Source organism: Glycomyces sp. L485 (assembly GCF_022548875.1).
Classification (GTDB): Bacteria; Actinomycetota; Actinomycetes; order Mycobacteriales; family Micromonosporaceae; genus Glycomyces.
The window spans coordinates 15,150-29,809 of the sequence record NZ_JAKZEW010000032.1 but is presented as its reverse complement, the minus strand read 5'-3'; the positions used below and the strand labels follow the sequence as shown (position 1 = coordinate 29,809).

The 14,660-nt window shown below is 66.7% G+C and carries 13 protein-coding genes; 5 read left to right on the top strand and 8 right to left on the bottom strand.

Annotated elements, in window-relative coordinates:
• The 7 genes from L0U85_RS15055 to L0U85_RS15025 form a co-directional block, all read right to left on the bottom strand.
• A complete protein-coding gene (locus L0U85_RS15055; protein WP_241378586.1) occupies positions 1–585 on the bottom strand; it encodes a GAF domain-containing protein in 585 nt (194 codons plus the stop codon).
• Positions 586–592: 7 nt separating this feature from the next.
• Entirely contained in the window at positions 593–1,384 is a 792-nt protein-coding gene (locus tag L0U85_RS15050; RefSeq protein ID WP_277605867.1) for a S8 family serine peptidase, read from the bottom strand.
• 41 nt (positions 1,385–1,425) lie between these two features.
• Positions 1,426–2,496: a hypothetical protein gene (locus L0U85_RS15045; RefSeq protein ID WP_241378584.1), complete on the bottom strand. Its 1,071-nt coding sequence runs from the start codon at positions 2,494–2,496 to the stop codon at positions 1,426–1,428.
• Positions 2,493–3,566 (bottom strand): SagB/ThcOx family dehydrogenase, encoded by a 1,074-nt coding sequence (locus tag L0U85_RS21400; RefSeq protein ID WP_241378583.1) that lies wholly within the window; start codon positions 3,564–3,566, stop codon positions 2,493–2,495. The genes L0U85_RS15045 and L0U85_RS21400 overlap by 4 nt, the downstream gene beginning before the upstream one ends.
• Complete coding sequence (locus L0U85_RS15035; RefSeq protein ID WP_241378582.1) at positions 3,563–4,789, bottom strand: insulinase family protein; 1,227 nt, start codon at positions 4,787–4,789, stop codon at positions 3,563–3,565. The genes L0U85_RS21400 and L0U85_RS15035 overlap by 4 nt, the downstream gene beginning before the upstream one ends.
• Positions 4,786–6,033: an insulinase family protein gene (locus tag L0U85_RS15030; protein ID WP_241378581.1), complete on the bottom strand. Its 1,248-nt coding sequence runs from the start codon at positions 6,031–6,033 to the stop codon at positions 4,786–4,788. Before L0U85_RS15030 ends, L0U85_RS15035 begins: the two co-directional genes overlap by 4 nt.
• Positions 6,034–6,192: 159 nt before the next feature.
• Complete coding sequence (locus L0U85_RS15025; RefSeq protein WP_241378580.1) at positions 6,193–6,333, bottom strand: hypothetical protein; 141 nt, start codon at positions 6,331–6,333, stop codon at positions 6,193–6,195.
• A 694-nt stretch (positions 6,334–7,027) separates the two neighbouring features.
• On the opposite strand from L0U85_RS15025, the gene L0U85_RS15020 reads away from it, so the two are divergent.
• From L0U85_RS15020 to L0U85_RS15000, 5 genes are all read left to right on the top strand, one after another.
• On the top strand, positions 7,028–7,924 hold the full coding sequence (locus tag L0U85_RS15020) for a cupin domain-containing protein (protein ID WP_241378579.1): 897 nt from the start codon (positions 7,028–7,030) through the stop codon (positions 7,922–7,924).
• A complete protein-coding gene (locus L0U85_RS15015; protein WP_241378578.1) occupies positions 7,921–9,270 on the top strand; it encodes an MFS transporter in 1,350 nt (449 codons plus the stop codon). Before L0U85_RS15020 ends, L0U85_RS15015 begins: the two co-directional genes overlap by 4 nt.
• Positions 9,267–10,106, top strand: a complete 840-nt coding sequence (locus tag L0U85_RS15010; RefSeq protein ID WP_241378577.1) for a hypothetical protein — start codon at positions 9,267–9,269, stop codon at positions 10,104–10,106. The genes L0U85_RS15015 and L0U85_RS15010 overlap by 4 nt, the downstream gene beginning before the upstream one ends.
• A complete protein-coding gene (locus L0U85_RS15005) occupies positions 10,103–11,461 on the top strand; it encodes a radical SAM protein (protein WP_241378576.1) in 1,359 nt (452 codons plus the stop codon). The genes L0U85_RS15010 and L0U85_RS15005 overlap by 4 nt, the downstream gene beginning before the upstream one ends.
• Before the next feature lie 322 nt (positions 11,462–11,783).
• On the top strand, positions 11,784–11,930 hold the full coding sequence (locus tag L0U85_RS15000) for a hypothetical protein (protein ID WP_241378575.1): 147 nt from the start codon (positions 11,784–11,786) through the stop codon (positions 11,928–11,930).
• 452 nt (positions 11,931–12,382) lie between these two features.
• On the opposite strand, the gene L0U85_RS14995 is transcribed toward L0U85_RS15000, so the two are convergent.
• Positions 12,383–13,516 carry an IS4 family transposase gene (locus L0U85_RS14995; protein WP_347177451.1) on the bottom strand — a complete coding sequence of 378 codons (1,134 nt, stop codon included), beginning with the start codon at positions 13,514–13,516 and terminating at the stop codon, positions 12,383–12,385.
• Between the last annotated feature and the right edge of the window lie 1,144 nt (positions 13,517–14,660).

Below are 14,660 nucleotides of genomic sequence, written 5' to 3'. Positions count from 1 at the left end.
TCACCTCACGGTCAGCCGCTCGATGACCTCGAACAGGTCGTTGACGGCCGTCTCCTGGGCGGGGTTCAGGCGGTCCAGAACCTGGGCCAGCCGTTCCACCGCCCCGTCCGGTTCCGCGCGGCGGCGCTGCGCGGCGCGGTCCTGGAGGATCAGGGCGAGCGCGGCTCCGCACTGGCCGGCCAGCTCGGTCAGCAGGTCGACCGCCGAGGTGCCCCCGATCGTGTCCGACTTGGGATCGAGCACTTCGAGGACGCCCAGCACCTCGCCTTCGAACTCGACCGGGGCCGCCATCAGGACATCGGGAACGAAGCCGGTGCCGCGGGCGAAGGCGGTGTCGAATCGGGGGTCGGATGCGGCACCGCGGATGATCGCGGACTCGCCGGTGTTGGCCACCCAGCCCGCCACTCCGGCGTCCGGGGCGATGGCTGCTCCCAGGACGAATTCCTCGCCGATTCCGGAAGACGCCTCGAAGACCAACATCCCGCGCTCCTCGTCGTACAGGAATACGGAAGCCGCCGCGGCGGAGAACGCGAGGCGCGCGAGCCTGACGGTGGACCTGAGGATCTCACCATGTTGATTCATCATGCCGCTCTCATTCCAGATTGTCGGCGATACAGGACAGGACGATCCGCAGTTGGGACGTTCCGAATTTCGGATGCGCCTCGAGGATGCGCGCGCACATGCCGGTGACGTGCGGAGCGGCGAAGCTGTTCCCCGACACTGAGCGGGTGGCGCCGCCGATCCAGTTGACGGGGACGTCGACGCCGTAGGCGAAGAAGTCCACCGGAGGGGTGGGGTTCCATTGCAGGTGCTCAGCGTCTGCTACCGCGTGCGATCCGACCGACAGCACCGAGGGGAAGCGCCACGGATAGCTGATGACCGGACTGTTGTGTGCCGCGGTGACCAGCGTGACGCCTGAGTACCAGGCGGTGTCGGCCATGTCGTGCAGTTGCTCCTTGATATCGGGCTTGCGGGTGGACAGGCTGAGGTTGATGAGTTGGAATCGCTCCTGGATCGCCCACGACAGGGCCGCGGCGAGCGCCTGCCCGCTGGACCGGAGGTTGCCGGTCAGGATCCGGACGCTGGTCAAGCGGCAGTCCGGAGCCAGGGACCGGATGATCCCGGCGCAGGCCGTCCCGTGACCGGCGGTGTCGTTCGGCGCGTCGGGGACGACGTGCCATTCGTCGCCGCGCTGTTCCATGGTGAAAGCGGAGCCGTCGTCGAGCAGCTCCGCCTCCACCCCGCTGTCGATGACGCACACCTCGACTCCGCGGCCGGTCGCCGATCCCCAGGCCCATGACCGGTCCAAGGGTTCCCGAACGGGGAGGGCACTCCGGGTTCCGCTGCGGCCCTTGGAGGCATGTGCGAATGGGATATCGGGCATCCCGGTCCTTTCTCGAGGTCGGACATCGGTGCGTACGCGGGTCACGGTGGCACGAGGCGGCCGCGAGAGCGCTTGACGTCGGCCAGGCCGAGCCCGACCCGAAGCCGCAGTTCCTCGATGACGTCGTTGGACGGGCCCGGGGCACTGTCGGGCTTTCGCCCGAGACGCTCGAACGCACCCCTCCTGACCTGCCCGTCGCCGGCAGTCTCCCGGTTCGCGACCACCCGCTCCAGGAGCCGGTCCGCCTCCTCCTGCGAGCCCATGCGGAGCAGCGTGTCGGCCAGGTGGGCCTCGCACTTCATCCTGGTGCCCGGCTGGGCGTGGGCGAGATCCGCTCCGGTGACCGACTCGACGAGTTCGTCGGCGTCCTGGCCGGCCCGCCCCTCCCGATCGACCTCGGCGGCGAGCATATGCAGTCTGCTGACGACGGCGAGCGTGCGCAGGTCCTTTCGGAGACGCTGCCAGTGTTCGCCCCCGAACGCGGTGGTCTCCCGTCCCAGCATCCAGGGGACCTCGTGGGCGTGGTGCAGGGTGGACCGGCGCAGCGGCCACTTGGCGCGCAGCCGCTCCGCATGCTCGGAGAGTGCTTCGTACCTTCGGTGTCGCCATAGGATCTTGCACACCTCGACGATGACGGCGTTCTTCGCGAACGTGGACAGGGGCACTCCCGCCTCCCGCATCGCCTCGGCCGTGTCCGCGCCGAGGTCGAGTCCGTCGAAGCGGGCGCCGAGCCCAGGCGTGGTCAGCCGTTCCATCTGTTCGAGTTCGGCCAACGCGTGGTCGGCGCGGTCGCCGTATCCCCACAGGCGAATGAGATTGACCTGAGCCTGCAGCGCGAACCGGGCGAGGTGAACCCGGTCGTCGACTGCGCCCGCTTCGATTGCGGCGGCCCGTTCCTCCCTGCACAGCGCCTCCGCCTCCACGCCCCGCCGACGCCGGAAGAGGATGAGCGCCAGCAGGTTGGCCGCCGTGAACACGTCGTCAGCGGTCCGCTCGGGCTTGTCCAGCAGATGTTCGACATCGGTCAGCACTTGGTGGTCGTCGACGGTGGTGCGCACTTCATCCGAGAGGGGACCGGTCCAGCGAGTCGCGGAGATGATGTTCATGGTCATGCCCGCCACGGGTCGATGGGGGCCTGGACGCCGCCGGGCAGTCCGTCGGGAGCGATGACGGGGTGCCCGCATGCCAGCGCGAAGGTGACGAATTCCGCCGGCCCCGCCAGGCCGAGGAGGGCGTCGGCCTCGCTGTTGCGAATCGCGCCGGTGATCGCCGCCCCGAGACGGAACGCGGCGCAGACGGTCGAGAACACCTGGGCGACATGGCCGACGTTGTGGTGGAGGAGCTTGTACGCGACGGGATGCCGATACTTCCAGACGAAGCGCTCGGTCATGGCGACGGTGAACACGCCGAACGCGGCGCGTTCGTAGAATCCTTGGTGGAAAGTGAGGTGCTCCATCTGGTCTCGCGTCACCTCGTCGCGGACGGGAGCCAGGCCGTGGCGGATTTCGTCATACCGGTACAGGCCGGGGGCCACGTCGGCCACATTGAAGACCGCGACGTAGGCGTCGGTTTCATGGCGCGCGCCGCCTGATGCCGCGGCACGCAGCTGCAGGACGCCCATCTGGCCGGCGTCCACGAACCGCAGCGGCGCGAACGAGTAGTGGAGTATGTCGGCGAGGTGCTGGAGGTCGACCGGTGCGTCCTCGAATCGACGGCAGGTCCTACGGCGCTCCAGCACCTCCCAGAAGTCTTCGGCGGTGCGGCTTCGGGTCCGGGGCAGCAGGAGCACTTCCGCCCCTTCCGTGCGCGGAGCGACCGGCAGCGGACGGCTGAGGACCTCCTCGAGGTACCGCTCAGATCGCTCCTCCTCGTGCGTGTGCTCGATGAACCTCGTGTCGCGAATCCTCTGGTGGTAGTTCCACGCAGCGACGCCCCAGGTGTCCCATGGGCGGGGCGTCTGCGGTGCCTCCGCGCCGTCGCCTCGGAGGAATCCGGTGCGCTTCAGGTGCGCCACGCGGGGATCGTCGGGGTCCAGGTCGCTCCCGGCGCGTGCCTCCAGAAGTGTCGTGAGCACTTCGGGTGCCACCTTGAGCCTGGCGGAGAGGCGCGGGCTCGAGACCACGGTCTTCGCGTGTTCGCATTCGATGACCAGGGGGTCAACGGTGAAGAGTTTTTCGGTCACTGCGAGTCCTCCATGCTGGTCATACGGATCATGGACGCTTGACGGGCGAACGCCTCGAGATGGGAGTGGATCGCTCCGGGGAACGACTGGAAGACGATGCCGAGGAAGCGTTCGAACGACGCGGCGGACATGCCGGCCTGGATGAAGGGCGATATCCACGACAAGAGCTTTTCGGCGTCGCGAACCTGCGTGTCCAGCGAGCGGGCGAATTGCTTCCGGTGGATCTCCCACTGCTCGCGAGGCAGGTGGGCGATCCGGGCGATGTCGCTCTCGGCGATCCGGGCGATCTCGGCCGACCGTCGGGGGTCGACGGATGTGACGATTCTCGTCATGGCGATTGCTTCCGACCCGTGGCGCGCGCAGATCACTTCGGACTCCATCTCGTAGGCCGCGCCCAACTCCTCGCGGAAGTGGCGGTGCCAGGCGGCTCCGCTCCAGCCCGCCAGGCCGTGACAGACGATGTGCGCCACGGCGAACCGTTCGGCGTCTTCGAGGTGGACCACGGCGGCGACGGCGAGCAGGTCTTGGGTGCAGCGGGGTTCGTGGAGCGTCGATCGCGGTTTCGCCCTGTCCGGTCGAGCGACCGATGAGGGTTCGCTCTGTTTCACGGACGGCAGCGAACACAGCCAGTCCTCGGACTCGCCGTGAGTCAGTCCGACGCCTATCAGGTTCCAGGCATGTCGTGTCTCGAGTGCAGCGATCGCCTGCCTCGCATCGTCGGCGGTAAGGTTTTCGATGGCGCGAGCGCTGCCGTCGGGGTGGTCTATGACGTTGGATTCCGGGTGGAAATGCATCGCACGCACGTGCCTGCGGGCCGCGTCGACCGGTCGTCGCTCCGATCTCGCCGCGCCGGCCCGCCGGATGCTGCGGGCGCGGTCGAACAGGGAGCGCTCAAGCGGCGGCTCGACGATCGCCCTGCGACACTCGTCGACGGCGTCCCAGATCAGTTCGCTCGGCGCGGCCACCGCTACTGCGATGGAGCCGAGATGGGATTCCACCGACCATTGTGCGCCAAGGGAATCGAGTCGACGGGAGCGGCCCAGCGCCCAGTCGAGAGCGATGGCGTAGCGGGCGTCGGAGGGGTTGTCCACTCGCCAGAACAGCCGGGCGGCGGCGATCCGCCGATGTTCGGGCGCGTCGAGCAGGTGCACCGTGTGCGGACCGAAATCGATCGGCGTCATCGTGAACGGAGTGCCGGACTCCTCGGTGTCGCGGGTGTTCACGGGGCGAACAGGATCTCGCATCGCTCCCCCCTCTGCCAGGTCTGCAGTGCGCCGCGGATCTCCTCTGCGCCGGGCATCGGGGTGTCGGGCCACTCCAGGTAGGCGGCTTCGTCGCCCGTGAGCAGGGCATGCGACAGGCCGTTGGCCAGGCCGACGGGATCGTCGTCGCCCTGCAACCACTCCGTGCGATAGGTCGGCCACACTCGTTCGATGCGGTCCTCCAGATCGGGTGCGTCGGCGAGCTGCCGCAAGGCGAGGTCGAACGATGCGACCGCGTGCCGGGCATCGCTCCCGGAATCGGGCACGAGTTCGATCAGGCCGATCGAATGCGTCCTGGACCGCGGCAGGAGCTTGGCCCGCACTGTGGCGACGCACTTGGGGACGATGCTCTGCCGCAGTCGGTCGGACCTGTCGTTTCCCGCGAACAGCAGGGTGGCGAGGCGGAGATGCTCGAAGGAGTGGATCTTGTAGGCCGGGAGCGGAACGCCGAGGACGGCTCGTTCACCGCCGTCGACGGAATGAGCGGCGACGCACCGGGGACCGGGATTGATCGGCAGGCGTTCCGCTGCCGATGCCGAGGAGCCGTCGAACCGAGTCCCTAGCGACTCGGCGAGTGCCGACATCTGCTCGGGCTCGACGTCGCCGACCGCCGATACGGCGACGCGTGCTCGGCGGTAGCGGTGCTCCAGGAACGCGACGCATGACTCCGGCTCGATACGTTGGAGGTGCGAGGGCGTTCCCATGGAGAGGAAGGATGCCGGGGCTCCCGGGCCGTACCACGAGCTCATGACGTGCTCCTGAGCGGCCAGCAGTTCCTTCCTGCCGCGCCGCTGCCGGATCTCGTTGAGGACCACGTTCTTCTCGTGCTCGAGTGATGCGGAGGTCAGCCAATCCAAGGTGTCCGTCATGCGGTCGGCCTCTCGCGCGAACAGCTTCGAGCTCAGTCCGGCCGGAACCGCCGCGTAGAAGTTGGTGTGCTCCGCCGAGGTTCTCGCGTTCGCGAAGCCGCCCATGTGTTCGACGACTTGGAAGCTGCCCCCTTGCGAGCCGGGATTGGGTCCGTACAGGAGGTGCTCGACCAGGTGGGTGGTGCCATTGCGGCCCTCGGGGTCGTCGAAGGATCCTACGGAGAGCCGGATGCTGAGGGCGGTGACGCGCGCTCCGGGTCGGGCGACGACGACGGCGCTCGCGCCGCCGGTCGTCTCCAGGAAGTGGGCGGTCTCCGGGGCAGGTGAATACGGCATGGTTCGCACGGACTGGTTCGCCCTTTCGTGGCGGCGTACTGGACGGCGTTGGCCGCTGCCGTCAGATCAGACGGCGGGCTGCGCTTCGGGGTGAAGGAGCAGCCCGCCGTCGTACGGCGTACGGTGCTGATGCGGGGACGCACCTGCGCCTAGTTCGGCCTACTGCAGCTTGTTGCAGCCGAAGTTGACGTCGAGAACATCGGCGTCGCCTTCGTCCTCGTCTTCGATTCCGTGGCCTTCCACGTCTTCTTCGGCCTTGGCGAGTTCTTCCTCGCCGGGGGTCTGTTCTTTGTCTGGCATCCGAACGACTCCTTTACGCATGTGATTGATGTGCGTCTGAGGCATGCCGCAATTGAGAATATCAGCGAGTGACCATGATGGTCAATGCATCGACATGGATGCATTTCCCGGTTCCCAAGACTGCTTGCTGTCGAATTCCTCGATGGCGAGCGATGATCAATTTCCATGATCATTCTTTGCCAATGTTCATGTGGAGATTCAGGACGATGCGAATCGTCGCTGATAGATCTTGATTGGCAGAAGGGATACATTGGCGCTCTTGCGGCTGCATACGAAAATACAGAAATTTCGATGAATTGCCGGATTTCAGCGATTATGGACCGAATGCAACCGGTCTACCTGGGGATACGACCGGGTGCCGAACGCATCTACCAGCGCATTCGAGAGATCCCGGATCGAGCCGCGGCCGGCGGTGCGGCGGATGTGGAGCGACTAGGCGGCATCGTTCACGAGGTGTTGACATGCGTCGCCGCCGACGGTATCTTGGATCACATGCGGGTATAAGTAGACCGAGTGGGCCTATCGGGGTTCCGCCGTGTGTCATGCGTCGAGAACGACAATGCGATGGTGCATGACGGATCAACTCACGTCGGCAGTGCGCGGTATGCGTATTCGAAGATTCAGTCTGCCCAATTCTCAAGTGACTCGTCGCCATCTTTAAGGCTCGGATTTCGCCCCGTTCATAAGGAAGCATATGGATCCACTCAAGACCCTCGCCGACGACCCGGACTTGCTAATGGAATACTGGGACGAAAAGCCACTGCTCACCACCGTCACCAGAGATTTCTCCGACATCCTCGATTTGAAGGAGATCGAGTCGATGCTCTCTAGAGGAGTTCCCGAGCGATCGCTTCGGGTCTTCGAGGACGGCAGCGCGGCTGAACGGGGCGGCATCTTCCACCCCAGGGAGCGGGGCGGCAGGACAAGGGAGCGGGTCGCGACCGCCTCCGGCTTGGCGGAGGTCCTCTCCTCGGGTTGTACGGTGCTGCTGGAGGAGGTCCAGACCTTCAGTCCCGGCGTGGCCCGCTTCGCCGACGAGTTCACCCGAGCGACGGGCTTCGAGACCTACTGCGTCGTCTTCATCACTCCGCCGGGACACAGCGGGGTGAAGCTCCACTACGACGTGGACAGCGTGTTCCTGCTGCAGCTTCACGGTTCCAAGTCGTGGCGGCTGCACGCCCCGACCGCGCCGTATCCCCTCCGGCAGACCGTGCTCGAATGCACCACCGAGCCGGTGCTCGAGACCGACCTCGATGAGGGCGAATGCCTGTACATCCCCCGGGGATACTGGCATGCGGGAACCGCGCGCGGATCGGCCTCGGTCCACCTGAGTATCGGGGTCCGCACGAGAGCCTGGCTCCCCGAAGTCCTGAGAGAACTGGAGCGGAGGGCGGGTGCCGATCCCGAACTCCGGCGGTCACTGACCCCGCACCCCGCCCAAGATGACCGCGACGACTCCCATCTGTTCGACCGCCTCACCGCGCTGGTCCGCGAGATCCCCAGCCCGCGTGCGACGGCACGGCAGCTCTCCCGGCCCGCGCCGCACGGGTGGCTCGGCGCGGCCATCGGCGAGCGGAGGGCCGCGGCATGACGACCGCGAACAGGCGGACAGGGCTCCGAAGCAATCGCAACTTTCGGCTCCTGTGGACAGGCCAGGCGATCTCCATCGTCGGCGATCTCATCTTCGACGTCACCGTCGTCCTCTGGGTCGGGACGGTCGTGGCCGGAGGGGAGTCCTGGGCGCCGACGGCGGTGTCGGCAGTGCTGATCGCCGCGGCGGCACCCATCCTCGTGGTGGGACCGCTGGCCGGCGTCTTCGTGGACAGGTGGAATCGCCGCACGATCATGATTTGGGCGAACCTCGCGCAGGCGATCTTGAGCTTCGCCATGCTCGCCGTCGCCGTGACCGGCGGCGACCTGCCCGCGGTGACCCAGCTGAGCGCCATCTGCTTCCTGGTGTTCTTGAGCAACTCCGCCGCGCAGTTCTTCAATCCGGCCCGCTTTGCCGTTATCGGTCAAGCGGTGCCCGAATCGGACCGCCCCAGGGCGTTCGGCCTGTTCTCTGCCACATCGAACACCGCCGCGATCCTGGCACCCCCGTTGGCGGCGCCCATCCTCTTCGCCAGCGGCGTCGAGTGGGCACTCGGGATCAACGCGGTGTCCTTCCTGGTCTCCGCGCTGTGCGTGTGGGCGGTGCGGCTCCGGCCCGCCGAGCCTGCGGAGCGGACCCCGCATCAAGGCTTCTGGAACGAGCTCAAGGAGGGGTTCGCCTTCTTCGTCACCATGCGACCCTTGGTCATCCTGATCCTCGGGACCTGCGTCTACATGTTCGGGATCGGTGCGCTCAACGTCCTGGAAGTCTTCTTCGTCACCGACAACCTGGCCACGAACGCCTCGTGGCTCGGCACGATCACCGCCGCGGCGGGGGCGGGCACGATCGTGGGCGCCCTCCTGACGGGGCGGGTGAGCGGCAGACTCGGCGAGGCCAAGGTCTTCAGCTGGGGCCTGGTGGCGATCGGACTGCTGGTTCTGCTCTACTCCCGCCAGACGGCGCTCATACCGGCCCTGGTCGTCCTCATGCTCGCGGCGGTGCCGCTCGGGATGGTCAGCACCATCCTCGGCCCGCTCGTCCTGAAGATCGTCCCGGACCACCTGCTCGGCAGGGTCAACTCCATAATGAACCCACTGACCTACACCACGTCCATCACCGCCATGGCCGTGACGGGCGTCCTCGCCGGCACGGTCCTAGCGGACTTCGACACCACGGTCGCCGGGGTCCGATTCACGACCGTCGACACGGTCTACGGTGTGGCCGCGCTGTTCATGATCGCGGCCGGAGCGGTCGTGTTCAGGCCGCTGCGCAACGCCCTGAAGAAGGCCCCCGAGGGCGGGCAAGACGCGCCGGCGGTCTCGGATTCGGGAGCTGAGCGCGTATGAACACCGCAGCCGGCGAGGAGCCTCGCGACCCCTGTGCTCGACTGCTCGAGGTCTGCGCGGGACATGGGATGCTCGACGGGAGCCCTGTCGTGGTGGGCTTCGAGGCGGATCGGAAGTCCGAGGCCGCGATGCTGCTGGCCTATCTGCGGACCGCGGGCGCGCCGGCAGTTCCGAAACTGCGGCGCTCGGCCGAAGGCGCTGAGGTGGTTCGACTCGGGCGGGGCCACCGACGGTGGCACCTGTTGGTGGTCGGTGAGGACCCGCTGGCGGTGCCGGGAGTCCCAGGGCTCGCGGGAGCGATGCAGGTGGCCGGACCACCTGCAGGCTGGGGGACCGAGTCGGACGGCGGGCCCCGTCCACCGGCCGTGCTCCACCGCGGGGACCTGCGCCTGAAGACCACCGGACCGTGGGAACGCGCGGCCCTCGCCTCCCGCATACCCTTGTCTCCCACGCCGTACGGATGGCGAGCGGGAGTCGGCGTCGCCGAGGGACGATTCGTGGCCGATGCCGCCGTCACCTACTCGAGGCACCTGGGCATGGACGGGCGGCTGGCCGGCAGCCCGGTCGAAATTCTCCTGAGCGACGGCAGAGCGACCGAAGTCTCCTGCACCGACGTGGTGCTGCACCGGTTCCTGAACCGACTGCTCGAACACCACGGACTCTCCAGAGTCGATTCGGTGTTCACCCGCTCACCCAGCGACAGCCGGGACCGGCGGGTGTCCGCACTCGGCGGTGTCACTTCACTGGAGTTCCGCCTCCCGGCCCCGGCGGGCCGGGCCGATCGGGACGCCGACCCGGTGCTGTCATTCCTCTCCACGGAACGGACGAAACCATGAAGCGAAGCCGCTACCTGCTCATCGGTTCGAAGACCTACCGCGATTCAGCGGGAGCCGAGGTGCGATTCGCCTACGCGACACGCACCGGAACGGTGTTCGCGCTTCCCCTGCCGGTCGCCGCCGCCTTGGAGAACGGCGAAGACGTGTCCGACCACGACCTCGCCCCCACGCTGAGCGACATCGCGGCGGTCGTCCCCGAGGACGAGAACGAGCTGCGGACGGTCACCTCCGGCTTCGAGCAGCGCGCCGCGGAGAGCCGGAACCGGACGTTCACCGTCATGCCAACCTCATACTGCAACATGGATTGCGACTACTGCGGCCAAGAGCACTTCAAGACCGCGGTGAACTGGAACCGGGTCGACAGGATGACCGGTCGGATCACCGGCGTCCTCGAACAGCCCCAAGTCGACGGAGCCTCGGTCACCTGGTTCGGCGGAGAACCGATGCTGGCCTACAAGGTGATCACCACGATGAGCGCTCGCATCGTGGCGGCCGCGGAGCGTCTAGGAAAGACCTACTCCGCTGCTCTGGTGACCAACGGCAGCCTGCTCACACCGGGCAAGATATCGGAACTGAGCGAAGAATGCCGGGTCCGACTGCTCGAAGTGACCATAGACGGACCGCGCGAGATCCACAACGCCCGACGCCACAAACGCAACGGGAAGGGGAGCTTCGACACCACCGTGGAGGCCCTGGCGGAGACCGTGAGCTCCGGCATGGCACCCGACCTCGCGATCAGCGTCCGCGTCAACGTCGACCGGGAAAACCGCGAAGAGGTCGACAACCTGCTGTTCGACCTGGCCCACGCGGGCCTCGCGGTCCGCCGCATCGAACTCCACCTCGCCCCCGTCCACTCCTGGGGCAATGACGTCTCAGCGGTGGAACTGCAGGCCAAAGAATTCGCCGCCTGGGAGATCGCCGCATACGAGACCGCGCACCGACTGGGGTTCAGCGTGCCCCGCATGCCGAACCGGCCCAAAGCGGCGACCTGCCTGGCCACCACTCGCAAGGGAGAGCTCATCGACCCGCTCGAGCGAGTGTACTCGTGCTCAGAGCATCCCCTCGTCCCCGGACCCCGGAGTAGCGAGATCATCGGCACCGTCGAGAGCCTCGGCAACACGCTTCGCCCGGCGGGCAAGTTCGACGACTGGTACGCCCAGGTGACCGCGGGCGAATGGCAGTGCAGCTCGTGCCCCATCCTGCCCGTTTGCGGCGGCAGCTGCCCGAAATTGTGGACGGAGGGGCACCTGCCGTGTCCAAGTATCAAGTTCAACTGGGACGAGAAGCTGTCATGGGAGGCCGAACGCCGAGGATACGTCCCTGCCGCGCCCGCGAATCCGAACACCCGCGTGTAGAGTGCGTGCTCGGCCAGGCTGACGATCATGGAGGCCGCAGGAAATCGTGCTTTCGCCCCTCGCGGCGATGCGGTCGAGCCGCTCTGCTCGGGCGGTCAGATCTCGTTCTATGGGCCCTGGACAGCACGAATGGCGCTGATATCCGGCCGGCGTGGTTCACATCGGTGACCGCTCGGGTACCTCGCAAATCGGCTTTCCAGCGCGGGCACGGGGCCATTGCCTCGACGCGCTTGCGGCCGACGTGGATCCCGTCCCGGCCGAACCGGCCCCACACCCGGTCGGATCCATAGGTCCGACCCGAGTCCTCCCAGATGCGGCGGATGTGGACGCCACCTTCCGCGAGGGCGCCTCCCGGCTGCGCACGCAGAACGCGCCCCGCGCCATGGCCAGCTTCCGCAAACTCGCCATCGGCGCGCTCCGCCTTTCGGGCGTCGACAACCTCGCCAAAGCTACCAGACGCAACGCCTGAAACCCTTACAGGCCACTGACATTCATCGGAATCACGCTATTAGCGACACCGCGAACTTTCGCCCACGCCCTGACGCACGGAACTGCCCGAAGCCGCGAATCCGCCGCTCCGGGCCACTTTCCGTCAACCGGTCAGGCAGTACCTACTTCGCTGTACCGATGGCCTGAGTAGGTCCCGTTCCGTGAGAACCAGAGGTGGATTCGGACCACCTTGCCTTCAGGGAGACTGTAGTTGCAACACCGTTGTTTTAGGGTGTTGTTGCTGGTGGTGGGGTGAGGCGCCATATGTGGATTCGGTAATCGGCCCTGGTCGTGGCGGGTGTGGTGCGGTCGCGGGTGGGGAAGCGGAAGGATCTGCGGGTGACTTCGCGTGACGCGGTGCGGCTTCGGCGTTCGGGGAGCAGATCGTCGAAAAGCTCGCCCAGTGCCCATCGGTCGAGGGCGGCAAGGTGCTCAGGGGGAAAAGGGCCGTCCAGTCTGCTTGACTGAGCGGCGGGCGGTGTTCAGGGCGGTGGTGAAGGAGATCCGGTCGGGATCGAGGCCGGCCGGTCCGGCGGTGCGTCCGATGAGGTCGGACAGGGCCTGGTAGACCAGCAGCAGCGCCCAGGCTTCCTGGCGGACCAGGTCAGGGGTCTGGGAGCGGAACCGGACGGTCGTGCCGCCGCGCAGCTCGGTCTTGACCGCGTCGTAGAGGATCTCGGACTCCCAGCGGGAGGCGTACAGGCCCGGGAAGTCCTCGATCGGCCACAGGTCGGGGTCGGTCAGGCTGGTGACCAGGGTGATCGTCTCTCCGGTGGTCTCGGCCCCGGTGTCGGGGTCGGTGGTGTAGACGGTGTATTCGATGACCCGGACCAGTGGCCCGCCGGCCTTGAGGTGGGCGGTGTAGGACCCGTCGGGCAGGACCTGGACCGGGGTGAGGCCGAACTGGGCTCCGGCGCGCATGATGACCTCGCATCCGGTAGCGGTGACCTGCTCGTAGAGGTCGGAGCCGCAGAAGCCGGAGTCGAAGACGGCGAGCATCCCGCGCCGGAAGGAGGCGGTGATCCGTTCGGTCAGGGCTTTCTCGCTGGTGGCGTAGGCGTCGAAGGCGGCGTCGATGACCGCGCGGGTGCCGATCTCGCAGTGGCAGACCAGGCGGAGCTGCCCGAACGCGCCATCGGTCGGGCCGCCGAACGCCTCCCGGTTCTCGGGCGTGTTCGCCACATCCAGGCAGGTGCCGTCCACCGCGGTCAAGCGCAGTCCCCGCCACCACGCGCCGGGCGTGTCGGGCCGGGCGAGGGGGCCGGCGGTCTCGGCGAACAGCAACGCGAGCGGCTCGGTCCCCAGTCGGGCTCGGGCCCGGGTGATCGAGGAGGCCTCGGGCGCACCGGTCGCAGGCAGGGCCAGATCGTCGGCCCCACCGCTGAAAGCGCAGCCATCGGCGAGCCGCCGCCACACTTTCTTATAGGACAGGTTGCGCCACAGCCACAAGGCCAACACCAGGTACAGCGTCAACCGGGCGGGTAGATCCCGCTGCCGCTCCCACACCGCGCCGCCCTCGGCGGTGACAGTGTCGACCAGGCCAGGGTCGAACGTCTGGGTCAACACTCCAGAAGAGGCACGATCAGCCGCGTTCGTCACGCCACCAAGCATCTCCCAGACCACACCAGCCCCGGACACGACCCCACCGACCAGCAACGATCACCGAACCGCAATGACCCGCAACCCCACGACCAGCACCTCCACCTAAACGCAACGGTGTTGGTGGCCAGGGGTGGCGGTCCCGAACCGCTCGTTGTGGGTCTTGAGGGCTTCGATCAGGCGTGGCGGGATCGGCGCCGGTCGGGTGCTGAGGGCGCTTGCATGACGTCTCGGTTGATCTCGCCGTAGTTTAACCACACGCATGTTTGGCCGTCGAGTACACGCATGTTTGGACAGGGTGCGCAGGCATGATGGTTCGGGGGATTTCACCGCAAATGTACGATATTTAGGGGTGTCAAGTCCGGATCTAGAGGAGGCTGAGAAGCAATAGACGGGCTACTGCGCATGTTTGGTCGCAATCGCTGAGCTGCTTTTGGCTTCAGCGATCGCCGCGCGGCCGAAGCCACACCGGCCTCCGCCTCTGCGCGCCCGCCGCAGGGTCGACGCTCTGTCTTGGCGAGCGAGCGCGAGCGCGCGCGCGGGCGTTCGCCTGGACCAGATGTGCGGGCCCCGCCTGAGTCCATCAAAGCGCCCTTGGGGTCTTCACCGCTCGCGAGCTGACCAGCATCGCCAAAGGCCCATTGAGCCGGCGCCAACGCATCGGTCCGGCAGGCGCGAGGCGACCGCGTGTTGCAGGTCTTCGGAGCCGGCTCGTGTCCTCGGATCGACATCTGCGTCAGTGCAGACTGTCTCGCCGCAGGCGAAGCGGGAGGAGTTGTGATCAAAATGTGATCTAGGCTCGTTACTGCGGAGATTCCAGTTCGGACTTGATATTGCGTAATCGCATGGTGTCACCTGTGAGGGTGTGTCTAGTGTGCTGCATGTTTCTTGATGGCTTATGGCGAGCAATGCACGTGGATTTTAGGCGATTCGGGCCAATAATCCATTTTGATCATCACCGCTATTTGAGTGCAGGGGTTGACTACAGGAATGCGGACCGTTAGTTTCCGTCCTGTCCCGACTCTGCCCGGTGTCGAGGGCTTGCCCACTACAACTGGAAGACCTCTCGTGAATTTTTCTCTGTCCCTTGTAGGTGATATTGGCCGACGGG